At 50.2% G+C, this 24,645-nt stretch carries 19 protein-coding genes; 17 read left to right on the forward strand and 2 right to left on the reverse strand.

The features are described from left to right. Positions 1 to 8 precede the first annotated feature (8 nt). The 3 genes from H6760_00355 to H6760_00365 are packed head-to-tail and all read left to right on the forward strand — an operon-like array spanning position 9 to position 7,131. Positions 9 to 5,135: a fibronectin type III domain-containing protein gene (locus tag H6760_00355; GenBank protein ID USN53612.1), complete on the forward strand. Its 5,127-nt coding sequence runs from the start codon at positions 9 to 11 to the stop codon at positions 5,133 to 5,135. A gap of 49 nt (positions 5,136 to 5,184) precedes the next feature. Further along, complete coding sequence (locus tag H6760_00360) at positions 5,185 to 5,907, forward strand: ABC transporter ATP-binding protein (protein USN53613.1); 723 nt, start codon at positions 5,185 to 5,187, stop codon at positions 5,905 to 5,907. A 3-nt stretch (positions 5,908 to 5,910) separates the two neighbouring features. Then, positions 5,911 to 7,131, forward strand: coding sequence for an ABC transporter permease (locus tag H6760_00365; GenBank protein ID USN53614.1), 1,221 nt, complete (start codon positions 5,911 to 5,913; stop codon positions 7,129 to 7,131). Between the two features lie 346 nt (positions 7,132 to 7,477). Here H6760_00365 and H6760_00370 read toward each other — a convergent pair whose 3' ends face one another. Next, positions 7,478 to 8,506 carry a hydroxyacid dehydrogenase gene (locus H6760_00370; GenBank protein USN53615.1) on the reverse strand — a complete coding sequence of 343 codons (1,029 nt, stop codon included), beginning with the start codon at positions 8,504 to 8,506 and terminating at the stop codon, positions 7,478 to 7,480. 167 nt (positions 8,507 to 8,673) lie between these two features. Here H6760_00370 and H6760_00375 point away from each other — a divergent pair, with 167 nt between their 5' ends. The 14 genes from H6760_00375 to H6760_00440 all read left to right on the forward strand — a co-directional run bounded on the left by H6760_00375 (position 8,674) and on the right by H6760_00440 (position 24,417). After that, positions 8,674 to 9,774 carry a hypothetical protein gene (locus H6760_00375; GenBank protein USN53616.1) on the forward strand — a complete coding sequence of 367 codons (1,101 nt, stop codon included), beginning with the start codon at positions 8,674 to 8,676 and terminating at the stop codon, positions 9,772 to 9,774. Between the two features lie 45 nt (positions 9,775 to 9,819). Beyond that, the gene (locus tag H6760_00380) at positions 9,820 to 10,353 is read left to right on the forward strand and encodes a host attachment protein (protein USN53617.1); all 534 of its coding nucleotides are present in this window, start codon (positions 9,820 to 9,822) and stop codon (positions 10,351 to 10,353) included. A gap of 278 nt (positions 10,354 to 10,631) precedes the next feature. Beyond that, positions 10,632 to 10,781 carry a hypothetical protein gene (locus H6760_00385; protein USN53618.1) on the forward strand — a complete coding sequence of 50 codons (150 nt, stop codon included), beginning with the start codon at positions 10,632 to 10,634 and terminating at the stop codon, positions 10,779 to 10,781. Between the two features lie 98 nt (positions 10,782 to 10,879). After that, positions 10,880 to 11,752: a hypothetical protein gene (locus H6760_00390; GenBank protein ID USN53619.1), complete on the forward strand. Its 873-nt coding sequence runs from the start codon at positions 10,880 to 10,882 to the stop codon at positions 11,750 to 11,752. Between the two features lie 436 nt (positions 11,753 to 12,188). Next, positions 12,189 to 12,779 carry a hypothetical protein gene (locus H6760_00395; GenBank protein USN53620.1) on the forward strand — a complete coding sequence of 197 codons (591 nt, stop codon included), beginning with the start codon at positions 12,189 to 12,191 and terminating at the stop codon, positions 12,777 to 12,779. 1 nt (position 12,780) lies between these two features. Continuing rightward, positions 12,781 to 13,545, forward strand: a complete 765-nt coding sequence (locus H6760_00400) for a hypothetical protein (GenBank protein ID USN53621.1) — start codon at positions 12,781 to 12,783, stop codon at positions 13,543 to 13,545. Positions 13,546 to 13,678: 133 nt separating this feature from the next. After that, a complete protein-coding gene (locus tag H6760_00405) occupies positions 13,679 to 14,902 on the forward strand; it encodes a hypothetical protein (protein ID USN53622.1) in 1,224 nt (407 codons plus the stop codon). A gap of 226 nt (positions 14,903 to 15,128) precedes the next feature. Further along, a complete protein-coding gene (locus H6760_00410) occupies positions 15,129 to 16,442 on the forward strand; it encodes a hypothetical protein (GenBank protein USN53623.1) in 1,314 nt (437 codons plus the stop codon). 715 nt (positions 16,443 to 17,157) lie between these two features. Further along, a complete protein-coding gene (locus H6760_00415) occupies positions 17,158 to 18,024 on the forward strand; it encodes a hypothetical protein (protein USN53624.1) in 867 nt (288 codons plus the stop codon). A gap of 14 nt (positions 18,025 to 18,038) precedes the next feature. After that, positions 18,039 to 19,202 (forward strand): hypothetical protein, encoded by a 1,164-nt coding sequence (locus tag H6760_00420; GenBank protein ID USN53625.1) that lies wholly within the window; start codon positions 18,039 to 18,041, stop codon positions 19,200 to 19,202. A 374-nt stretch (positions 19,203 to 19,576) separates the two neighbouring features. Then, positions 19,577 to 20,686: a hypothetical protein gene (locus H6760_00425; GenBank protein USN53626.1), complete on the forward strand. Its 1,110-nt coding sequence runs from the start codon at positions 19,577 to 19,579 to the stop codon at positions 20,684 to 20,686. Between the two features lie 177 nt (positions 20,687 to 20,863). Continuing rightward, on the forward strand, positions 20,864 to 22,042 hold the full coding sequence (locus H6760_00430) for a hypothetical protein (protein ID USN53627.1): 1,179 nt from the start codon (positions 20,864 to 20,866) through the stop codon (positions 22,040 to 22,042). Between the two features lie 109 nt (positions 22,043 to 22,151). Continuing rightward, on the forward strand, positions 22,152 to 23,924 hold the full coding sequence (locus H6760_00435; protein ID USN53628.1) for a hypothetical protein: 1,773 nt from the start codon (positions 22,152 to 22,154) through the stop codon (positions 23,922 to 23,924). Between the two features lie 115 nt (positions 23,925 to 24,039). Continuing rightward, positions 24,040 to 24,417 (forward strand): TonB family protein, encoded by a 378-nt coding sequence (locus H6760_00440; protein USN53629.1) that lies wholly within the window; start codon positions 24,040 to 24,042, stop codon positions 24,415 to 24,417. A gap of 34 nt (positions 24,418 to 24,451) precedes the next feature. Here the strand turns inward: H6760_00440 and H6760_00445 are convergent, their stop codons facing one another. Further along, the gene (locus H6760_00445) at positions 24,452 to 24,643 is read right to left on the reverse strand and encodes a hypothetical protein (protein USN53630.1); all 192 of its coding nucleotides are present in this window, start codon (positions 24,641 to 24,643) and stop codon (positions 24,452 to 24,454) included. Positions 24,644 to 24,645: the final 2 nt, after the last annotated feature.

Consider the following 24,645-nt stretch of genomic DNA (forward strand, 5'->3'; position numbering starts at 1 on the left):
GTCGACGGATGCGACATTTTAGCGTAGGACATAAAGGATTAACTCCGAGAGTAAGTCGGAAAAACTCACGTCATTCAAAATTATCACGATATAAGTCAAGATATCACGTTCAAGTTATTCTCACCTTGACGGTTCTTGTTTTTGCTTCAGTGTTTGGGGTAGCTATTCCATACCTACAAGCGGTTCCAACAAATAATACCGAGACCTTTACGCTGAGTAGCGATTTTAGTGGAGGGGTATTAACTGATGTTGATGTGAGTAATGACGAAATTAAACTGTCTGGAGGAGCGGAAAATTGGTGGGACGCAAACTATCAATATCGTCGACAACTTACGGTTACAAATGATTCTGCTGGAACTGCTGAAGTAGGCACAACAGCTACCATCAGCATTGATACTTCGGCGCTTGAGACAGCAGGGAAGTTGCGTTCAGATCGTAATGACTGGCGAGTAGTATATTGGAACGGCTCGAGTAATGAAGAGCTTGATCGTGTCTACGAAAGTACTAGTTCGACTGTTTTTGCTATTCAGGCCACTATCGCGGGAAGTGGTGGATCAAGTAGTGATTATTATGTGTACTACGGGTACTCAAGTGAGTCCTCAACTCCGCCAAGTACGGTGGGTAACGTAAAGACGGTACTCAGCATGCATACAACCGCTAACCAAGTTTTAACAAGTGGAGTTACAAACCTTGGTATTGCTACTGACGGTGACTACGTTTACATGTCAAATGGGTCTCAGTTATCAAAACTTAACCTTGATGGGTCATTAGTTGGCACTAAGACAGTGAGTATTGGTGGTGCAAATAGAGGACTCGGTTTTGCTGATGGACGGGTTATTGGTCGAGACTTAAGTAATAATCTTTATGCGTATGACTGGGATAGCTCAACATTATCTCCATTGAGTATTCCAGGTGGACATCCACTTTTATCAGGTCAATCCTGGATGAATCATAATCTTGTGACTGATTCGAGCGATCGGATTGGTACCGTGCAGTATGCATCTGGCGGTATGATTCTGCGTCGCTACACTATTAGTGGTAACACGCTCACTTGGTTAGATGATATCACCCTAGGTGGAACCTATCACTCAGTAGATAATCATGGCTTTACTATGAGCAACGACTATCTCGTAATGGTGAGTTATAGTGATGGATGGCGACGATGGAGCTTGCCTGATGGTACAGAGGAAGTTGACTTTGGGAATTTTGGCGGGACTGGTACAAATACTGAAACTCACCCTAGTGGGATGTCGAATCCAACTTTTATTGATTATAACTGGAAGACCGGGGAAATATATCTTGGTGACTATAGTTCAGCTGAGTATTTTCGATATGCTAATGAAGCTTTAGTTACTTCTCCTACTTTATCTGTTACTGATGGAGGTGAAGTTGGATCACTTACTCCTATTGGTACCTTTGCTTCAAATCAAACTGATACAGGGGATGACGCATTTATAAATCTTGCTCGCATCTTTGCCTGGGGGAGTGGTGGCGGTGATAGTGATACAGCATTTACCGCAAACGTAACGATGAGCGATCCTTCTCATTCGACACTTAGCTTTGAGCTACGTAGTGCTTCATCTATTGCTAATCTAGCGTCAGCAACATATTACTCACTTGGCTCGCCAACGAGCTCTGGTGCATATACGCTGACCAAAGGACAGATGGATGCTTTAAATAGTGGAAGCGGGGTTTTACCCTCCAGTGTGAATAAGTATTTTCAGTTACGCATTTCATTTACCTCAAGTGATGGCTTAGCCAACCCTTCAGTGCAGGATTTTGCTTTTCATTATCAGGAAGACAACGACGCCCCATCACCACCATCGCCGGTTAACGGAGCTGGGTATGATGAAGAGGGTGGAGATGTCATCTCTCAAACTACCTGGTATAACTACCCAACTCCATACTTTACTTGGGATGATGCCATAGATGGAGATTCTAGTATTGATGGGTATTATGTTTGCTTTGGAACTAGCAGTTGCGATCCAAGCGCTGGTTCCTATGTGACTACTGCAGAGTATACTGCAGTGTCGTTAACAAGCAATCAAAAGTATTCTTTACGAGTGAAGGCTCGTGACACTGCTGGGAATGTTTCTGCAACCTTCTCGGTATTTGAATATTGGTACGACGCCACCCCACCAGCCAATCCCTCTGGTATCCTGCCTGATCCGGCTGGCTTTACCAATGTGAATGACTTTGACTTCACCTGGAATACCGGCTCCGATGCGGGTGGCTCTGGTATTGCTGAATACTGCTACAAGACCGGAGAAGATGGCTATGTCGAAACCTGTACCGCCTCCACCTCAGTCACGGGTATTACTGCCTACCAAGAAGGAGCCAATATCTTTTACGTGAGAAGTAAAGATATCGCTGGCAACCTCCCCACCTTCTACACCCAGGTCTCTTACTACTACTCTGCCAATGCGCCTTCACCACCGCAAGGACTCGAGGTGGACCCCACAGAGAACACGGCCAACTCCTTTACCTTTACCTGGCTACTTCCCGCCTCCTACTCCAATCCGATTGCCACCTACCATTACTCGGTAAATGCCTTACCCACGGCAAGTAACACGACCGCAACGACCAACCTCAGTGTCGGTCCTGGTGCCTTTGCCACCCAACAAGGCACGAACATCTTCTATGTCGTCGCCAAAGACACGGCTGGCAACGTGGAATGGGACTCCTACGCTGCAGTTGAGTTCACCGCCAATACCACTGCTCCAGGTATTCCAACTGGTGTGACCCTGACAGACTCATCCATTCGGGCCCAGAACAAGTATTCCCTCACCCTCACCTGGGATGCTCCAGAGAACGAAGGCTCAGGTATTGATCACTACGTCATTGACCGCTCAACCACTATCGGCTGCAGTGATGGTTCAGGTACCTGGGTCCAGCATGCCACCACCACCGCTGAAGGCTACTTTGATCCGAATCTTTCCAATACCACGACCTACTGCTACCGCGTGAAGGCAGCCGACAATGCCGGAGCCCAATCAGCGACCTCTTCTATTGTTTCCATGCGTCCAGAAGGCCGCTTCACTGAACCCCCAGAACTCATTGGCTCCCCAGGGGTTGAGGCCTACATCCAGTCGGCCACCGTCGAGTGGCTGACTGATCGCGAAGGCAGCTCCTTTGTGGAGTTTGGCACTGCTGCAGATACCCTTGATCGCATCATGGGCCAAGATGACTTTGTGACGAGTCACAGTGTCACCCTCCTCGATCTTGAGCCAGCCACCACCTACTACTATCGTACGAAATACACTGACCAAGACAGTAATACCGGCTATTCTTCAGTCCTCTCCTTTACCACTGCTGATGCACCGTCAGCTCCGACCAACCTCAGTGTGGACCCAGAGAGTAATACCCGAAACTCCTTTACCTTTGCCTGGGATCCCCCCAGTGATGCTGGAGTCACTATTCAAGGCTACTTCTACAGTGTGAATGATGTCCCCACCAGTACGAATACCTCCTTCACTGCTCAGCAAGAGCTTGGCCCTGGCGCATATGCCACGAGACAAGGGGAGAACGTCTTCTACCTTGTCGCTATTGATGAAGCGAACAATGTGAACTACGACAACTATGCTGCAGTCGCTTTCACTGCCACGACCCCCGCTCCTGCCATCCCCACCGGCCTCATCATTACCGATGCCTCGAACCGAGAAACTGAAGACTACTCTATTGCCTTGAAGTGGAAAGCAGTGACCACTGAACAAGCCGGTAGCCTGGAAGATGACGCGGTGACCTACGAGATTCTCCGTTCCACTGATGGAGACAGCTTCTCCACCGTGGCCAACATTACCTCGACTGGCTACCTGGACGTCGATCTCGACAATACGACGGAGTATTACTACCAAGTGAAAGCCAAAGACTCCGCCGGCGCTGCTTCAGCTCCTTCGACCACCGTCTCAGATATCCCTGAGGGGAGATATACCACTCCACCGGAGATTACGAAGGGTCCAAATGTAACCCCGGATTCATTTGAAGCAGGCATTGCCTGGGAAACCGATCGAGACGCAGACTCGCATGTTGAGTACGGGACGAATTCTTCTTTAGGGGAGGAACAGGGTACAATCGATGAGACTGACGATCATTCCGTCCAACTCGAAGGACTCCAACCAGAAACGACTTATTACTATCGCATTCGTTCACGTGACCAAGATGGCAATGTAGCCCTCTCGAGCATCACTACCTTTACTACCTTGGAGGCACCTTTTGTTTCTGAAGTGCTTGTCTCAGATATTCGCCTCTATGATGCATATATTAATTGGACAACAAATAAAGCGACCACAACTTCACTTGAGTATGGTACTACGACTGGTTATGGACAGACTATTACTGACACTTCAGGATCACTCACAACAACCCATACCGTACATTTAGAGAATTTAACTGACGATACCACATACAATTTTAAGCCAACAGGAGTGGATATTACTGGCAATAACCCGGCGAGTGGTAACTACACCTTCACCACCCTGACCTTCCCCCGGGTCGAGAACATCACCTGGGCTAATCAAGCCGAAGGCGAGACCGAAGTGCAATGGACTACCAATGTCCCCACCACCTCCCAAGTGGAATATTACAACGAAACTACTCCAGCCAAGACCCAAGGTAATACGGTCCTGACCACGGAACACTCCGTCCTTCTCTTTGGCCTCGACGATGCCACCATTTACCAATTCCAAGTCCGAGGCACTGACCAATTTGGCTACGAAGCCATCTCAGATGAGCAAGAGTTCCGTACCCTGGAAGATACTACCCCTCCAGTCGTGAGTAATGTGCAGGTAGAGTCCAATACCATTGGCTCAGGTGAGCTCTCTCGTGTGCAGATCATTGTCCGCTGGACCACCAATGAGCCTACCTCTTCCCAAGTCCGCTTTGGTGAAGGAAATAACCTTTCCTCTGAATCAGATGTGAACCCAGAGTTAGTCTATGATCACCTCCTTGTCGTCTCAGACCTAGAACCAGCGAGAACCTACAATATTCAGGCTATTGCCGTTGACAAAGCAGGGAATAGTACTGACTCTGATACCTACCGAGTGCTTACCACCCGTCGGAGAGATTCCTTCCTCCAACTGGTCATTGGCAACCTGGAAGACACCTTTGCCTGGTTTACCAATATTGGGGGGTTTTAAGAATTCTTTAATCTATGGTATAGTATTCAAGTAAAAAATACAGACCGACATGGCTGAGCAAAGCAGAAAAAAACCGATTATCGAACTCAAAAATATTATCAAAGAATTCCGAGTGGGGAAGAATACGATTCGTGTCCTTAAAGATATTAACGCACGAATTGAACCACAGGAGTTTATCATTATTCTCGGACCATCTGGATCAGGAAAGTCGACGCTTTTGAATACCATAATTGGTTTAGAGCGCCCCACCTCCGGTCAAGTTTTGGTTGCGAATGAAGATCTCACTACACTCAGCTCTGATAAGTTGGCAGCTTTTCGTTTACAGAATTACGGCGTGGTATACCAGCGTCCTGACTGGATAAAAGCTTTGAATATCGTACAAAATGTAGCCTTTCCTTTAGCTATTGCAAATCATTCCATGACAGAAGCAATTCCTAAGGCAATCGAACTTCTAAAGCGCTTTGGTATGGACGATCATGCTGAATATGCGCCAAGCGAACTCTCTGGTGGACAACAACAGAAGTGCGAAATTGCTCGATCCTTAATAATGGATCCAGACATTGTTATTGCTGACGAGCCTACAGGAAACCTGGATACTGATTCAGCTGAGCGCGTGATGAATATATTTACCGAATTGCGAGAAAAGGATAAGAAAACTGTAATCATGGTTACTCATAACATTGAATATGTTCGCTATGCGACCCATACTATTTATGTACGAGATGGTCGTGTATTAGAAGGTGAACAATCATTCGGCACAAAGAAGAAGTAGAGTATGAAGTTTAGCTATATTGCTTTTCTCTCAACACAAAATTTGCGCAAACGTAAGCTGCGTAGCTTTTTGACAATTGGAGGTATGGCAATCGGTATCAGCTCAATTGTTTTCTTGGTTTCGCTTGGTTTTGGCTTACAGCGCCTCATTACCTCACAGGTAACTAATCTGGAAGCGCTTACCATACTTGATGTAAGTACCGGCACCTCAACCTTGCTACAAATTGATGATGATCGCATTGCTGGCTTTAAAGAGATTCCTCACGTGCTTGATGTAAGTCCCTCGTACAGTATTTCTGGTCAGGTAGCCTATACCGGGTCAGTCACTGATATTGCCATGTTTGGCATTCAACCGGAGTATGTAGGGCTAGAAGGTATAACACCGGCTTTTGGTCGAGTTTTTTCAATCCCTGATGGCAATGAAACAGTTATTAGCACTACGGCAGCTGAATTGCTTGGTGTTGAGGACTTTGCTTCTTTAATTGGCAAAACAGTTACGTATAGCGTTTCAGTAGAGCAAACGACTGATGAGAATGGCGCACCACTTGATCCAAATCTACCCCCACCGGCCCCTGAAGTAGTTGATTTTGATGTGGAGGTCATTGGAGTCGTGGATGATGAATTAACTCTAGCGTATTTACCTATTAGCATCTTGGAAATTACGCAACCAGAAAATTATGATTTAGCGCGCGTAAAAGTAGATAATAGAGATAATCTGGTCGGTGTCCGCCAAGAAATTGAAGGGCTAGGGTATCAAGTTGATTCAGTGGCTGATACTGTTGGTCAGATTGATCGTATCTTCCTGGTCTTTGAAATAGTCATGGCTGGATTTGGCTTTATTGCCATGTTGGTCGCATCCTTGGGCGCATTTAACACCTTAACCGTTTCTTTACTTGAACGTACGCGTGAAGTAGGAATCATGAAGGCGTTAGGCACACCGAGTAAGGATGTGTACCGACTTTTCTTGAGCGAGTCATTTTTGATTGGATTTTCAGGTGGAAGCTTGGGAATATTAATAGGATATTCCTTAGGTGAAATTGCCAACGTGGTAGTAAATTATTTGGCGAATCGTTATGGTGGTCAATCAGTTGATATTTTCTTCACTCCATTTTTGCTCATTGTTGTCATTTTCTCAATTATCGTGTTGGTGAGTTTCTTGACTGGTGTTTATCCTGCTCGTCGTGCGTCTAAACTCAATCCTTTGGACGCTCTGCGCTACGAATAATTTTTCCAAAAACGAATAAACGAAAACGGACGCATGTAATTGCTTCCGTTTTCGTATCTATCAGGTTAGGCGTTCTCGCCACCAGCCTCACCCATATCAGCGTCACCAGCGTTTTCTTCTGTGGTTTCGCCACCTTCCATTGGAGTCTGGTTCTCTTCTCCGTCGAATTTGAACATGCAATCACCTCCTTTCAATTGATGTGATTTCACGTAGGGTCTAGTGTACGTGTCTGAGAACGTATTGTCTAGACTCTGTCAACCCCATACCACATTGGGTATAGGGTTGTATCGCGCACCGATTCTGGTGCGAGGTCAACCCTTCGCGAGTGAACAAAAAAGACTTTCTGCTAAATTACTAGGTTTTTTGGCTTTTGTCGGAGAAAAGAAAGAATGTTATCTATCGTCGTATCAGCGATGCGCTGAATTGCCTCGGTTGTGTTATATGCATTATGAGGTGTGTAGAGCACATTTGGATGTCGAATCAACTCAGCATTCATCTGAGCAATTCGTGCTTCTTGTTTATTTGCAGGCTTCCAGGATGGTTTCAACACACTCGCTTCATCTTCTAGTACATCCAATCCTGCTCCGGCAATACTTCCATTTTTTATACCGCGATACAGTGCTTCAGTTTCGATGAGTTCTCCGCGAGCAGTGTTAATCAGGTACATACCTTTTTTACATTGGCTGAGATTTTTCTTATTTAAAATGTGATGCGTGCTTGGGAAATATGGCGCATGTACAGTGAGCACGTCAGATTTTTTAACTAAGCTGCTGAGGTTAGCATATTGAAAGCCTAATTCTTTTGCCAGTTGTGCGTTACGTTTAGGATCATAGGCGAGCACCTTCATACCGAAACCTAAGCCCATGCGAATTGCATGTTGGCCAATGCGACCAGCGCCGACAACGCCAAGTGTTTTACCACGCAAGTCTATACCACGTAAATCATCGCGAGAACAATTTCCATCCTGAATGCGGCAATATGTCGGATGAATTTTTCTCGTCATGCTTAACAACAAAGCAAAAGCCATCTCCGCCACTGTGTTTTCGCCGTAACTTGGCACGTTGGCTACCTTTACACCCCTCTCTTTGAGTAACGTGCTTTCACAATGATCATAACCAGTTGATCGAGTGGCAATATATTTAACATTCGGAAATTGCTTAAGCAGCGCTTCATCAATCGGTGTGGTGATAAAAACAGATAGCACAGTAGTTTTTTCACCGATTGCACGCTGTGACGGAGGCAAAGTTACCTGCTTGAGAAACGAAGCAGGCGTTGCACGGAACTTGGAACGAAAATAATTTAACTCCCAATCATCACAGCCTAGAAAAGTCGTGTGCTGATTTAAATTCTTTTTACGCGTTGAGATTTTTTTCACAAAATAAGTATAGCAACCGAGTTGACATGCGTATACATCTCTTGTGGATAACTTGGTTGTCCACTGACTCAATACCTTCTAGGATGGAGACATGCAACGCACGGGGGGACTGTGCGTGTTTGGAACGTTGACATGCTATAAGGATGTTGATCCGGGAGTGAAGAGTCATGGGAAACGTACTCGTGGTTGGGACGGGAACGATCGGCAAGCCGCTCATCGGTTTGCTCACCAAGAGAATGGAAGGTCTTGGTATCAGTCAGGTTGCTTTTCACAAGCGGACTCCGCAAGCCGATACCACGCCTTCGATTCGTCGACTAGTTGATCGTGGTGCGCTCTTGGTCTGTGATGAAGAGGCGAGGGATGATTTCCATCGCTATGGCCTGGAGCCGCAGATGACGCGCGATGAGGCGTTAGCCTGGGCTGACGTGGTGATAGACTGCACGCCAGCCGGCAACGCACACAAGACTGGTCGAGCGGTGAACAAGAAGGGTGTGGTGGTTGAGTGCCCACCCTGGTATCCAGCCCACGAAGACAGTACCCTCGGCTTCATCGCCCAGGGTTCAGAAGAGGGCTTTGGCCAGCCTTTTGCGTTGGACATCAACAACGAACAGGTTGATCCGAACGCACACAAGTACGTCCAGGTTGTGTCGTGTAACACGCATAACCTCCTCGTGCTACTTGATCTCTTCGGGAAGCTCGGAGTGGGCAGGATCAAGGGTCGTTTCGTGATGATTCGCCGCGCGACGGACATCAGTCAACCGGACAATGTTTCTGCTCCCAAGGTCGATAAGCACAAGGAGCTTCGGGGCGATCGACACTTCGGTACACACCACGCCTACGATGCTTGGCGGGTTCTTCAGACCATGGGCGTTGATTACGACCTGTTTTCTTCAGCACTGCAGACACCGACCCAGTACATGCATGTCTTGCATTTCTTCCTCGAGGTTGAGCGTCCACCGAGTCATGAAGAAATCATCGCAGCAATTCGCGAGCGTCCTCTCGTGGCAACTACTGAGTACTGCAACACGGGACAGGCCTTCTCGGAAGCGCGCGACGACGGGTTCTACGGTCGAGTACTCGACCAGACGGTCATTCCAGTGAAGACCTTGGTAGTGAACGGGAATGAGATCACTGGTTTCGCGTTCACTCCGCAGGACGGCAACAGTCTGCTCTCAACCGCAGCGGCGGCTGCACGCTTCCTCGATCCAGTTGGTTGGAGAGATCGGATCACTAACTGTTTCGGGAAGTACATGTTCGACGAGGTCTGATCAAGCACACTGTTCATTCACGTCCCGCCTCAAGTGAGGATCACTATGATCCAAAATCAAGAGGCGGGACTTTTTCTTTTCTTCAAGATTGGGGAGTGCTATGATATAGCTACCATGCATATTAGTTTAAACTTGCCACAATTCCGTCGTCAGCGCGCACTATTTATCGTGACCGATAAGGAACACGCGAAGTTTTTTGAAGTTTCCAATGGTGAGATTAACGAGCTGGAAGAGATGGCAATTCATCCTGACCCGAGTGAAGGTAGATTAGCCAGCGGCGGTCGTCGTAAAAAAATTCCCCGCAAAGGTAGGCTTGTTAAGTCACCACTCGGCCAAGAGGGGCTTTATTATCAGTTTGCCAAAAAAGTAAGTCAGGGCGGTTTAGCTTTGGAAAAAAAGCGGCCCTATAAAGCGATTTATCTTTTTGCGCCACATCACTACCGACATGAATTACTTGATCGCCTGCATGCCTATGTGACCAAAAAAATCGCCCACGTGATTGATGGCGACTATATTCATGAACATCCAGTGGAATTACTGCATCGTGTTCGTTCAATTGCAAAACTGGATGGAGTATAAGTAGTTTTGTATTGGGAAGGAGCTACACAATTAAATGAAATAATGTTGTAGTATTTCGTAAAATCTTGCGAATTATTTTTTTATTTGCGCGTTTTTTTATATGTAATGAGTTTTGTGTGAATATTTTTTTGCGTACATTATGTAAAAAATATTTTATGTGTTGTTGTGTACAAATGTAATTTGTTGTATATTTTGTGTACAATGTACTTGACAAGATTTCGGATGACTTTTTTAATGAGAGTATATTGAATACATCGCACATGAAAGGGGGTGGCGATATGGCAACAAAGAAGCGCGCAACAAAGCGCAAGACCAAGAAGCCTGCAAAGCGAAAGGTAGTACGCCGCAAGGTAGCAAAAAAAACTACAAAGCGAAAGACAACCAAGCGCAAAACAACAAAGCGTAAGACGACTAAGCGTAAGCGCTAGTCTTTTTTCGTCTTCGTAAATCAGAAGGGGTCTCACACAGAGGCTCTTTCTGTTTTTTATATGCTATGGTATACTTTTTCGGTAAATATATTAGGGGGATGTCCGATCACGCAATAACAATTCGTGAAGAGTATCAGCGAAAGGTCTTTATATTTATTTCGCTTTTTTTGTTACTCGCCTTAATCGCCGCTGGTATATTTGCTTTTTCATTCCGTAGTAACCAGATATTGCAAGAACGCCAGCAAGAATTGCAGGAAGCTGCTTTTAGGGTTGCTAGAAAAATACCAATTACTGCGCATGAGGCTCTTATTTCGAGAGATCAACAAGAAAGCGATGAATATCTTGAAGTTCAGACATTATTGAAGGCAATTTTAGATGCAAATCCGGGCTTTGACGATGTGTATACATTACGCCCTACTCAAACAGCGCATATTTTTCAATTTATTGTAAGTGGTAAAGATACTGAAGATGAGAATAATGATGGTATTATTGATGAAAGCGAAGAAAAAGCTTATTTAACAGAATTATATGACGCCACAAATTCTCCAGAATTAGAAAAAGGCTTACTTGCCCCTACTGCAGACAAAAATATTACTTATGATAAATGGGGATCGTGGTTGTCAGGGTACGCACCTTTACGTAATGCAAAAGGACAAGCAGTTGCAGTTGTGGGTGTAGACATGAAAGCGGAGCTAATTAAAGAACGACGCGCAGAGTTAGCAAGGAATGTTGGAATTGCGATGCTGCTTGTCGTGCCAATTATTATTTTAGCCGCCTTTTTATTAGCGCGCTGGTTAAGCCGGCCTTTTGAGGTGCTTGCGCTAGGTATGTCACGAGTATCGCATGGTGACTACCATTATCGCTTGCCCATGAAGGGCGATAAGATAAATGATGCCTTTAGTGAACTGTTCAATAATATGTTGAACATGTACGATCCAGAACATCGACCAAAGCGGGATCAAAAAAATTAGCTAAATATATACTCGTTTATTTATACTCTTTGATCTTGTCATTTGTGGGTGACAGGGTTGACAAAAAGGGGTGTTTTGGCATACTTTATCTAGTTCTTTGATCCGCAGGCGAACCACAACTCTTTGACAAGGAGTGACACGGATGAATCAGTCTGTAGCGCAGGGAAGCGAAGTCCAGAGTGTACACATCCACTGTGTACAGGAAGGCGGATCTCGCTGTTCGGTTTGCCATACCCAGTTTGCTGACGGCGATGACGTCTGCCAGCAGGGCCATCAGATCGGCGAGACCTACGAGGTTTCCGTCCCTATCAACAAGGCTGCCTAGCAGCCACAATGCTCCTCTTCGCAGCTTGCGCGGAGGAGTATTTCTTTATTTTAGGCTATCCCTTGACAAGATAGGGTTTTTCATGTAGTATTCGCGGTTAACTTATCACCTATGCAAAAGAACACCCTACAAGTCATCGCAATATTGGGCTTAAGCGTTCTCGTAGCACTCGAGCTCGCGCTACTCATTACCCGCTTTTTTGGCATAATTTCGCTAGAACAAGCCAAAAATGAGGAAAAAGCCAGTCAAAATACTGTGGTTGTGCTTTCTCCGCAAAAGCGGATCGAAGAAGTGCAAAGTATTGTTGCAGCATTGAAAGAGTATAACGAGGATCGCAAAAGCTATCCTAAGACGCTGCAAGGCTTAGTTCCGGCCTACTTATCAGGCCCAAGCGATCCGAGCACTGGATTTTCCGCCTATCGTTATGTCCCAATTGGTGAGCCGATTGAGTTTTACACGCTTACCTACACCATTACCGAGGACTACAACGAGCAATTACTGGCCGGCCAGCACGTGGCAAGTCCAAAAGGCTTAACTGGTGGAGAATTCCCACTAAGCGGCTCTGATTTAGATAATGATGGTGTGGATGACGCTGTAGAAATTTATGTCTATCGCACTGATAGTCAAAATCCTGACACTGATAATGATGGATTCTCTGATGGTGTCGAGATTAGCAGCGGTCATAACCCACGAGGAAAATAGTATGGAATCTACGCAATCAACAACTTTTACAAGCAAATTACTACGCCGCAAAGGCGTGGTCAGCATCGTGGTGTTATTGGCTCTGGCGATGAGCTACGGCGTGCTCTTAACTCAACCTTTTCTTTATCAGGCACGTGTGGAGCTGCTTATTATTCAGCAGCAGTCAGAGAATCAAGATTTACTCTCTGCACTTCGCGCCACTGAACAGGTTGGTAAAGGCTTAGTTGATGTTATTAGCACCAGTTCATTCTTTGATAAGGTGCTGGCAACCGACTTTCCAATTACTGATGATTTCGGCACAAATCCGGAAGAGCGTCGCTTAGCTTGGCAAAAAACTGCCCATGCATCTATTTCTCAGCAATCTGGAATCTTAACAGTCACCGTGCTGCACAAGAATAAAGAGCAGGCAGCGGTGATTGCCCGCGGCGTGGCGCAAGTACTTACCACCGAGAGTCAAGAGTTTCACGGTAAGGCAAATATCATTGTGAAGGTAGTAGATGATGTCTATACCAAGCAATGGCCTGTGCAACCAAACATTCTTGGTACTACCGTAGCCGCGCTTTTCTTTGGCATCATTGCCGGTGTTGGAATTGTCGCCCTCCTTCCTTTGCCAAAAGCAAAAGAAGCCGCGCCAGCAATTCGTCGTACTGAAAATGATATGAGTGGAGCAGCGCCAAGTGCGCGAAAGACTTTGCATGAAATACGTATGAAGTCGACTCCGCCTCCGAGCCTACCGGGCATCGATGAAGAGGAAGACGATCTCTAACACGTCGTGCATTCTCAAGGGATGGAAGAGCTTCCATCCCGGAATGAGTGCGAGACCCGTACTCTGAACGTTGACAATTGAACGTATCAGGACTGGTTCCTGCATACGACGAGATAAACTTGGAGGTTTCCGTATGCGCTGTTTGACCATGGCGTTGTGCCTTTGGCTCATCTTCGTGGCCAATGCGGCGCATGCAGGTGAGTATCAGAATCTCCGACCCGGTCCGCCGGTGTTGGAGCTGGGTGCGTTTTTCGCATCAACCTTTCCCGAAGCTCTACCACAGCTGCCAGCTGGCACGGTGGTAGCACACTTCCCGTGTCCGGTGCCGGCGACATTCGTGTTTGCCGATCGGAGTCTCCGCACCTACTCACTTCCGAGTGAGGCAAAGGTGGTGGCGACGGAGCTGCGTCGGGACGATGGTGGAGCGTACTACCAGTTGCTCTATCTCCTCTCGAATAAGCAGGCGAGCTACGCGGAGCGATTCGCGTATCCGATCTGGCTGAATAGCGATCCGGTCTACGTCCCCAACAACACCAAACTCTTGGTATTGGAACGTGGTCCCGAGCAAGCGACGGTTGTCACTTCTGCTCCTGTGACTGCGACACCGCAGCAGCAGGGTGAAGCGATCAAGACGACGCCGGTGGTGAGAAACACGCCCGTGTCCTCTGCGCCATCGACTGGACGGGTTGAGGGTGAGCACATCATCCATCACCCCTTCATTCGCGGGCAGCTTGATTTGAGGACGGAGTTCCTCGGTGTGAAACCCGAGAACATCTTCACTCATCAAGTGATTCCATCGCTTTGGCTGAACCAACACCTTGGTTTGACCGGACGTTGGGAGCGGCACGAAGCGAAGGATCTCGATCCATCGCAGGGCTGGGGAGTCGGGCTCTGTTACCGGACAGCTCCTATACATCGATTGTCGGTCGAGTACGCTCGATTGACATTTGGTGAGATGAGTTCGTCCGGGCAAAGCATTCAGCTCGTGCATTTCGAATCCAGGCTACAAACCTGGTTCCTGCATCACGAGTTGGAAGCAGAGCAGCGGGATAACGACGCGAAGGAAGTTTGGACTCGACTACGGTCGGGGCTTGCTTTCCAAGTCGGCTATCGTAGCCGGCTGCAGATGGGCGGAGAGTTAGCTAACCTGAACTACGAACTCGTAGCACAGGACGGCTACTACTACGTGTCTGCACTTGGGACGCGCTTCAATCGATCTCACTACGGAGCATTTGCCAGCTTGGATACCCATCTGGGTGATCACTTCCCACTACGACTTCTGGTCGGCGGCGGGAAGGGCAGTGTTCCAGAATGGAACTACATCAATGCCGAGCTGAGACTCGGAGTTGATTTCTGATGTACGAATCCTGGCCACTTGGTCAGTACTCATAACTCGTCGGGTGGTCAGGAGATCCGTAAGGATTTCTACAAAAGGACCTAAGGGTCCGCGACCTGTGCCGAACGCACACGGAGGACAACATGCGAAAGCGTGCTCCGCCGACTATCTGATGAGCTTGTGTAACTGACCATGCCCCAATCAACTTGTTTGGGGCTAGGGATTAACCTGCCCCGACAACAAAAAATTGGGGCAAGCCAAGGAGGAAGCCTTGTTCAAGCTTCGCATCAGCGCGATCTTCGCGCTTCTCATCCTTCTGGGTGCCGGTCTCTATGGCTGCGCTCAGGAGCCCATCGTGTTCCAGCCCGATCAGGATGTGCCGACCGATCAGCTGCCGGGCGATGGCACAGCCACGCTCAGTCTGCAGATCGGCGGCGTACCGGCCCAGCACAATGGAGGCGCTTCGAGTGCTTTCATGGTGACCAATACGGTGCAGGTGATCGGCAACATCTTCCTCACCGGTGACCGACTGGACACCGAGTGGAAGATGCAGAACTGGAGCAGCGGCGATGTCCAAATCCAGACCATGAACGGTCGTTGGTATTCGGTCGCTCCTTCGGTCGACGGCAACGTCCAGATCACCAACTTCCTCATCAACGACATCCAGCCGCAGCATTTCGTGCAGCTGGATGAGATGAAGGGGATCTTCGCCCAGGTCAAGCTGTTGCCGGATTCGTCTGGCTTCCAGTTGTATCAGCTCGAAGACAACCGGGATCAGCTGATGACGGTGCACTACCGAGTCTACGATCCTGCCCCGGCTGACTTCCAGGGACTCCAGATCGTGGGAACTTCCACGAACTGGAATCAGATGTATCCGGAGGCGATCTACAGCTCCGACTACGGTATCTGGGAGTGGTGGGGTCCGGCGTTGAAGGCGAGCGGCAACAAGGTCGCTTTCCGGATTCGCGGAAGTGGGGCTCTGCCGACCTCGTATTTGATCACTGCCCAAGGCGAAGTGAACGGTACGCCGGTTGGTGAAGAGGTCCAGCTCGACTGTACGGAGTTGGTGGAGAACGTGAATACGTACTTCGCCAGCACGACCTGGTTCACCGACCGCGGTTGGTTGGCTGGGAAGCGAGTCTACCGACTCATCATCCACGAAGATGGTGGTATCGAACAGGGATGCGGAGGCATCCCGATTCAGACGACCATCTCGATCACGAACAACCGCATTCCGCAGGATCACCACCTGATGTGTGTCTACGACGGCTACAACGACAATCAGCCGTTCGAGATTCCTCGGGTGAGCGGCAAGTGGGAAACCACGCAGATCACGCTCCATTCTGGTCCGGCGGCTCTGTCGGTCTGGGATACGAGTGACGGAGACAAGCCGATCATCACCACGGTGAAGATCGGCAGCCAGGAAGTGAAGCACCTCGAAGTGTTTCAGGATCCTGGTTCGGAGCCGACGGTTCACTTCACCTTCGTCCTTGGCGAGGGTCCGACCCTGCAACAGGGGACGGACAATCGCACTGGTACGATCGGAGGAGAGAACTACTAATCGCCAGCCCTGGGAACGCTGACGATTGCACATTCTTGCCCCGCCCGCTACAACACTTTGTGTTGAAGCGCGGCGGGGCTTTCTTTTACCTTGGCAGGATGGAAATGTAACTAGTCTTCAAGTTCTGATGTTTGTTGAAGCAATGTTTCGTAGGGCTTGACAAAATAGCACTTTTCCTGCTAAAGTTCGCCGTTAACCAATGCGTAAAACCATCTAAAAAACGAACATTTTTACCACAACGACCTTAGTCGTTTGTGCTACTTATGGACATGAATGGCTTGAGAAATGCCTAGCATTCCTCAACCGATTCTGGACCGGAAGTACTGCAGTAATTGTCATTCTTTGACAATTGAATTCAGAAGTCATTCTCACAGAGGAGGGTCTCATGCGGACCTGGTATGTGGTTCTTGCGCTACTGGCGCTCGTCTCCTTTGGGTCCGCTCGGGCCCAGGTCATCGAAATCCCGATCGACTACGTCGCGACGGATTCGGTGATTGCGAACTGGCCGCATCTCAACATCGGGGGCAACCCGGTGTACAAGAGCGGCTACCCGGCTGATTCCTTGGCAGTACATGCTGCTCGGGACGGCTGGTTCAAGACGACCTTCAACTTTCCCGTCGGGATCTACTGTCTCGATAAGGATGGGAAGATCATCAAGGGACGTGTCGAACCCGGACAAACCATGAAGAATGGTGCCCGGGCCGATACGCTGATCGTGTCTATTCTAGCTGAGACGCCGGAGCAGACGCTGTATCAGATCCACGTTATTCAGGCGTGCGGTAACCCCGTGCTCTGGTCAGGCGTCGGTGTGTTGAAAGCACCGAAGCCGACTGGCCCACTGCCGCCGCCAACCCTGACTGTTCCGAAGCCCCCAGCACCACCTCCCATTGCGGAGACGGAGCCGCCGATCGTAGTAGAGCCTGAAAAACACTTCAGGCTACCGATCGATGGTTGGGCTGGAGTGGCAGGAAGTAAGTCACTCGAGTCCAAGGCTTGGTCGCTCTTCGAGGGCGTCTACATCGACTTTCCGTTGATCGTGGACAAGCTCACGTTCAAGTTTGGGGCGGCAACGTCTCAGGCAAACTACGAGAAGCTCCGTGGTCGGACGAGTTACCGAGGTGTTGGCGGCGATATGAGTCGCTGGCAAGTCGGCCTCTTCTACCGGCCTTGGGACAACATCCAGGTTACCGGCCTGATTGGTCAGCAGTATGACCATAAGGCTGGCGACTGGCAGGATGGCGTCCAGCTGGAAGGAGTGCTGGGTTTCCCCATCGGTCGCTGGTGGAACGATGAGGATGTCAGCTACGGCACTACGACCAAAGCACTTTGGTTCCGCACTCGACATGCCTACAAGCTGTCGGGTGAAGGAATGCATTGGTGGTCGATCGGCGGCGAGTTTGTCTATGACTCGTTCATGGACAACGATGGTCGATTCTACACTTCGCGCGTTCACGTATTTGGGAAGCGAGAGTTTCCCGGATTCTGGAATCGCGAGGCTGTCTTCATCTTCGGTGGCGGAAGAGGGAGTAAAGACGAGGCTTGGGGCCTCATAGCAGAACTAGGGCAGCGGCTCTGGTTCTAGAAGGGAGATTCCTGATGCGTTTTCTCCGTTTCATGGCCGCTGCGCTGTTGCTGCTCGGTGCCTTCGGGTGCCAGAAGCTCCCCAGCGAGCCGATCGACACCGGTGGCAGTCAGCCGCCGCAGGAGTACAACGGACCTGAGTCTGGTCTCGCGCTCAACTTCGAGCGTGGCGCCGGACAATACGAATTCGTTTCCGACATGTTCATCCATCAGGGTGGCGTGACGGATTGGGCGACTGTAACAGTCAACCCGGATAACTTCTTCCTCACCACCTACGCTGGACACTGGTATAGCGACATGCTGACCAGGGACGGTGTGCCGGTGCTGGGAGACTACACTCTGGCCGGTTCGACTCCGTCCAACTACTGGATGGATGAGAACCGCGGTGTTTTCGCGAGCCACATGGTTCTCGTCAGCGACGCTGACAGTGCCTGGGTCTGGCAGTGGCCCTCCAATGCCAGCCAGTTGGTCGACCTCGACATCGAGGTGCTCAACTGGTCATCGGCAACGGATCTTGGCGTGGTCGGTACGCCGACGTGTTACGTCGTGCACCCGGCCATGTTGAACCACTTGCATGACAACGTCTACGGACGCTCGCTACGCCTCCTGCCCGGTGATGCCAAAATCGCTGTGATGGATATGTACGAGCGAGTTGGTCTGGGTGATGCAGTCACGGTCCGTATCAACGGCACCGAGCTGGTCGCCTACGTCGATGACTTCACGCATGACAACCAGCCGACGGTACATCGTTACTTCCGCTTTCACGTGAACGCGGATGGGACGGTGAGCTCGATCGGTACTGAGAACCGATTCTCGTATGGGAACACGGTCTCGGTCAGCAATTCCAATATCGATCCCAGCGCTACGGTGTATCTCAACGGCACAGGCCTCACCAACGGTGAGATGATGCCGATGACCTATGTCGGCAGCTGGACCTGGCAGCTCACCGGTCTCACGACCTGGGTGGGCGAGCAGGATTTGAGGGTGAGTATGGAAGACGGGACTGGTGTGTTTCGTACCGTTCGCTTGAACGGAACGGAGTTGCACCACCTGGCTGCCGTGCCGCTCGACCCGGATCCTCCGATCCAGGTCTTCCGATGCACGCCCATGCATGACCACACGGTGATGCAGGGCGAGGACAACCGGGCCGCTGACATCGGCATGGAGACCGGCGGATGAGCGAAGAAGGTGATGCGACAAGTCGTGAGGTGCCTCCCCAAGTAAGAGAGGTACTTCGCCAAATGCAACGAGTCGCGAAGAGAGATCGCAAAAAGAAGGCGAAGCATCGAGCCCGCAGAGAGGAACGGAAAAAACAGGCAAAGGCAAGAGTGAAAGCTCGAACGGGTGAGCAGTCAACAGGTTCTCCAAGGAAAGGAGATGAACCTCGTCGTCCTGTTCCGCCGCCTCAGCCTGCACCAAGTGCTTCGCCGTCCTACGCATCTCTACTGGGAGATAAGCTTGGGGGAATTCCTCAAGTAAGACGAAATCCGAAGAGAGCAGAAACAAACCTGGGAGGCTCGCCGAGCTTCCCCCAAGATGAGGAGGGTCATGTAATGCCCGAGGTGTCCATGCGCGAAGAAGGAGGATCGAGGAAGCTTTTGATTGCCACTGTGGCGATCTTGTGCGTCCTCTTGGTCGGGGTGCTGATCTACACGCATCCCTGGAGTCCTCAGCAAGGTCTGACGGAGACCGAGGTGTCGGATATGATCAGGGAGTTCGCTGATCAGATGCCGGCTCCGGTCGCTGAAATCCCCGATGACGTGGTACGCAAGGGTGACCTTGCTTCGATGCAGCCGGCGGCGATCACTCTCAGCGCTTTCGACGAGACCTATCTCGATACGCTGTGGGCGACGGTCAAGGATCCGGTGACCGGGAAGATCGACTCGACGATGGTCGTGAAGACCCGGACGAGGAATCCCATCACTGATTTGCAGAAGGACGTGAAGAGTACCAATGCCGAGGCTCGTGCAGCCAAGGTTGCGGCACGGAATGCGGAGAAGCGTCTCAAGGAGACGCCGACCCAATTCGCCGTGACCGTGCCTTCGACTTCCACATCGACTTCGCTTCACCAGCCTGGTGGAGTGCAGTTGGGTGGTACCACGACCACGACGGCGCCTGTGCAGATGACGACTCGAACGAGTACGCAAGCCGGGCTGGTGGCTGGTACGATCGGAGGTGGTTCGCCGCCCCCGCCGCCGGCTAGCAACGTCGCTGTGTCCATGACTACCACGATGGTTCCGGCCGGTGAACAGGTGATGGGTGGGGACGGCTTGATGAAGCAGGGTCCGGCCGTTGCCTTTGTCTACAACGGTCAGACCTACGTTCGTCGGGATCTGGTGCAGCGCAACAAGTACGGCGACCCGATCAACCCCAGTCGAGCTGACCAGAACTTCTACGTGATGGCCGGCGAGCAGGGGATGAACTGGAAGCTCGTCAATCCGGCCAAGCAGAAGATGACGGTCCAGGGCGACTATTTGGTCTGGCCTGGCGTGATCAAAGGTCCTTTCCAGGTCGGCTGGGTGGATCCGAACGACCCGGCCTACATGCCTGAAAGTGGCGTAGTCTGGGCTCCGATCGCTGAGTTCTACTCCGGCTACGACGGGACCTTCTGTCGTGACCCCGACTATCAGTTGAGGGCTGTGGCGATCCAGCAGATGCCGTAGTCCGCGACTGCAACGTTCTTTACTTCAACCCCCGCTATATCTACGGATGTAGCGGGGCTTTCTTTTTACTATGCTTGACAAAATGCCAAAAATAGCATACTATAGCCGGTTCTTTTTGCACCTCACAATCTAGTTACACAAGCGAGAGACACTACACATCCCAACCGGGAGGACTACATGCTCCAACGTTTCTTTGCGTGGTCTTTGCTGGCGCTCTTCGCCTTCGGCTGTGCCGGAGGTAGTGCCACGCTGAAGCAGCATCAGCAGCCCGTCGGGCAGGTCTACGTGGGCGACTGCGTGCCGTCGGATGGCATTCATCCGACTGGCTACCTTCGCCTGACCAAGCCGCCGGAGGACTTCAACTCGATGCTGTCGATGTGGCACGCTGTTCAGGCCGAGGGTTCATCCGAGCCCTCGAAGATCGAGGTCGACTACATCCGGGTCTACGCCCACGTAGCCGGCCGCGATTCACTGCTCGACAGCGACGAGTACAACGACATGATCGGGGACGGAGGTCTCTATCTTCGTCATCCCTCGTGGTTCTACAACGATGACCATACGAGTCTGCCCTGCGAGTTCGACATGGTCAACGGTTACTTGGTCTTGCGACCGAGCGACTACCCGGATCGAGTCTTTCACTGGTGGAATTCCTACCATCCAGCGGAGGATGTCTGGCGTGTCACTATTCCGGCCGGTGCTACCAACTGCTGGGCAGAGACTCGGATTCGGATTACGGGTCCAGCCTATGTCCAGGGCGGCATTGACTACTGGCGTTCACTCACTGCTCCGTACGGCGGCGTCGAAGTGAACAACCGGGAAGCCTGCATGTCCAACTGGACTTGCTCGGCTGATCCGGGTTGGCAGACCATCGTGGTTGGTAAGGACAAGCCGCAGGGCGACAGCGCTGTGGTCGATGCCGATGAGAACGGGAAACCGAAAGTCGTCCAGGCTCCGGTCTACGATCCTTTCGAGAGCAAGGCCGACGGTCTCCTCAAGAAAGGCGCTGCTGTCTGTTTTGTACAAGACGGACGCACCTACTTCCCGAAGGAGATCGTGGCGACGAACAAGTACAGCGATCCGGCTCGCCCCAAGAATGGCAAGTACTACTTGCTGGGCGGGGTGAAGCCATGGGCTATCGCCGGCGACGATCAAGAGCTCCGGGAAAACGGGGATTACCTCTACTATCCCGGCGTGGTCGACAAGGTGTGTCAGGTGGGCTGGGAGGATCCGGCCGACGCTTCGGCCGATCCGTCCGGAACCGTATGGAGCGCTTCAGCGGAACTTTTCTCGGGTCGCCCGGGATCAGTTTCGAAGAACGGTCAGTACGGCTACCTGCCAGTCAATCTCTCCAACTAGGAGAAGGTGATTCACCCCGGTGCATGCAATGCGTGCGCCGGGTTTTCTTATTGACCATGGGCAATATTTTTGCTATAGTCGCCTGTTCACTTTCTTTTACTGAGTTGTAATGTTACGCAATATTCTTGTCATTCTCGGACTCGCCATTTCACTCACCAGCTTCACGCCAAAGCAGGAGAGTCGCGATGGCGTGTATGCGTTTACCACGCCTCCTTTAAGTATTGGTCAAGGAGTGGTGGTGACAAATGATGGCATTGTGATTGGCGATGGCGTGACTGATTCCCGGCAAGGAATACAGGAGCTGCTTAGTGGTGATGACTTGGAACATTTTCTTGACCAAAGCTCTCAGCAGTTTGATGCCGTAGAGCTGCGTATCTGGACATGGTTCCTGGGTCAAAACGATTTTACTATTGGCACGGTGAATAATTTCCTTGCCCGTGCTCATGCCCACGGCTTGCAAGTGTACTTAAATACTTGGGAATATCCTGGCACACATCCCGACCTTCTGCCTGCTGAGTATCAGGCATATAAACTTGCTGACACCGGACAACGCGTGCCGGCCCTAGTGAATGATGGACAAATCAGCGCGCAGCACATTGATAAAGCAAACCCCGCTGCACTGGAATGGATGAGTGGGCAACTGCGGAGTGCGCTGACTTCTTTTGACGTTTTCGATGGATACCTCATTGTTGAGGATAGGGTTTCCGATTGGGTGCATGGGTCTTTCCCACAGTATGTACGTTATTGGGATTCACCGACCTATTCCGATGCAGCGCTTGATTCATTTCAACATTATCTCCTACTGCATGGTCAGGATGCAACACAGCGATTCCCAGTGGATCGTCCGGAGTTAGTTTCTCAATTCACCCAGTATGTTCCTTCAGCCCCAGAAAGTGCTTTATGGAAGTATTGGTATCAATGGCGCTTTGAACTTTTTGCTGACTATGTGGAGAGTCTGAGTAATGCGGTGAAGTCAGTGCAAAGGGTGCCAGTGCTTTACATGCCTTGGCAACGTGTGGTGGATGAATTTGATTACGCCTACGCTGATGATTGGTCAGCCAATCGTTGGGATGTTGGATACGGTCCGGGCAATCCCGAGAATGCCATCTTCGGCGTCTCGCTTCACACCCTGGCAAAACGCGGATCAATTGATGCCTACGTGCATGAATTTGGAGAGGATGGTACGCATGAGCTCTGGCCAATGTCTTTTAATGCGCTGCAGTTAGAAAAAGCCAAAATTGCTTTGTCAGATTCTTATGTTACCCTAGGCAGCTTTATTCAATTTTTTAATTACGAAGGTAGAGAAATAGTTTCCCCTGAACTACTTCAAGATGCCTTAGCCATCGGACGGCAAAACGAGGCAAAGATTTTTGTAGCTTACGATGTTGCCACACTGTATGATCGTTCAGGTCGCTATGATGCACATACCTCAGCGCTTTGGCAGCAAGCAAGAACACATGCATATGCCATTGATGAAGAGGAAATCCGAAACGCAAGTCAGCTAGCGCCAGCGCAGGTTTTTGCTCGAAAATTACCTGAACAGATTCCAGAAGGAGTGGCCGCCTGGACTGCCGATGATGGGTATGTGTATGTGCGGACCGAGGCTCTGCCCGGTAACGGACCATACTATGTCGTATACGATCACTGGAATGCACCACTACTTGATGCGCAGCACCTTATGGAATACTATCCAGAGCATGGTTTAGTCGCTATACATGCTGATGGGTTAAAAGGCGCTGCTTTTCAAATCATTACTCCGGGACCGCAGGGTAGCGTCGCGTGGTCAGAAATTCGTGAACAGCTTTGTGAGCTGGGGTATCAAGGGATCGTATGTAGCCCAAATAGTTGGCTTTATCAACCAGTGGGGCTTCATTCCATGTAGGGAGTTCTTTGTCAGAGGAGGAGTGAATATGCAGTGGAGGTTGTGGATCTACGTGTTGGCTTGCGTACTGTGCGCATCGCAGTCTGCGTACGGTCAGTCTGAGCAATTCCAGCCAATGTACAGCATAGCGCCAGAGTATCCACTTTCAGCGTGGATTGCTGGTGAGTCTGGGTCGGTGATGGTGGGAATGCAGATTGACCCGGTCGGCCGTGTGGAGGAGGTCTGGGTTCAGTCTTCAACAAGCTCGTTGTTTGAGCGGTATGCGCTCGAGGCGGCGAAGCAGTGGGTTTTTGTACCGATCATGCCCATGGTGGATCTGATCGACGCGGTGGATGGCGTTATGGTCTTGCGTAGAATTCCGGAGCTTGAAACAGCGAGTTACCTGGAAACACATCCGGGAATCATTGACAGTCTCGTCTACGAGTGGACGGAAAAACAGGACCAACCGTCCCCGGTCCGTAGCGTCAGTATCCCTTTCAATTTCAACCACTAAGTACGAGCCGCTTATCCTCTGGGTAGGCGGCTTTCTATATATTCAAATCAAGCGATTGAATCAAGACAGGCAGAAGAAGCAGTACGCCAATCAAGGGGAGTAAGAATAAGAGAAGGTTGGCAACTAAGGACCATAGGAAATATTTCCGCGTTTTTTCTGTTGACTGATAGATGGCCTTGAGTAAAGCATCTTGATCATCAAGTCGTTTTTTTAGTTCGTCGTCCATAT

It is taken from the genome of Candidatus Nomurabacteria bacterium, assembly GCA_023898465.1.
In the GTDB taxonomy this organism is placed as follows: domain Bacteria; phylum Patescibacteriota; class Patescibacteriia; order HK-STAS-PATE-3; family HK-STAS-PATE-3; genus HK-STAS-PATE-3.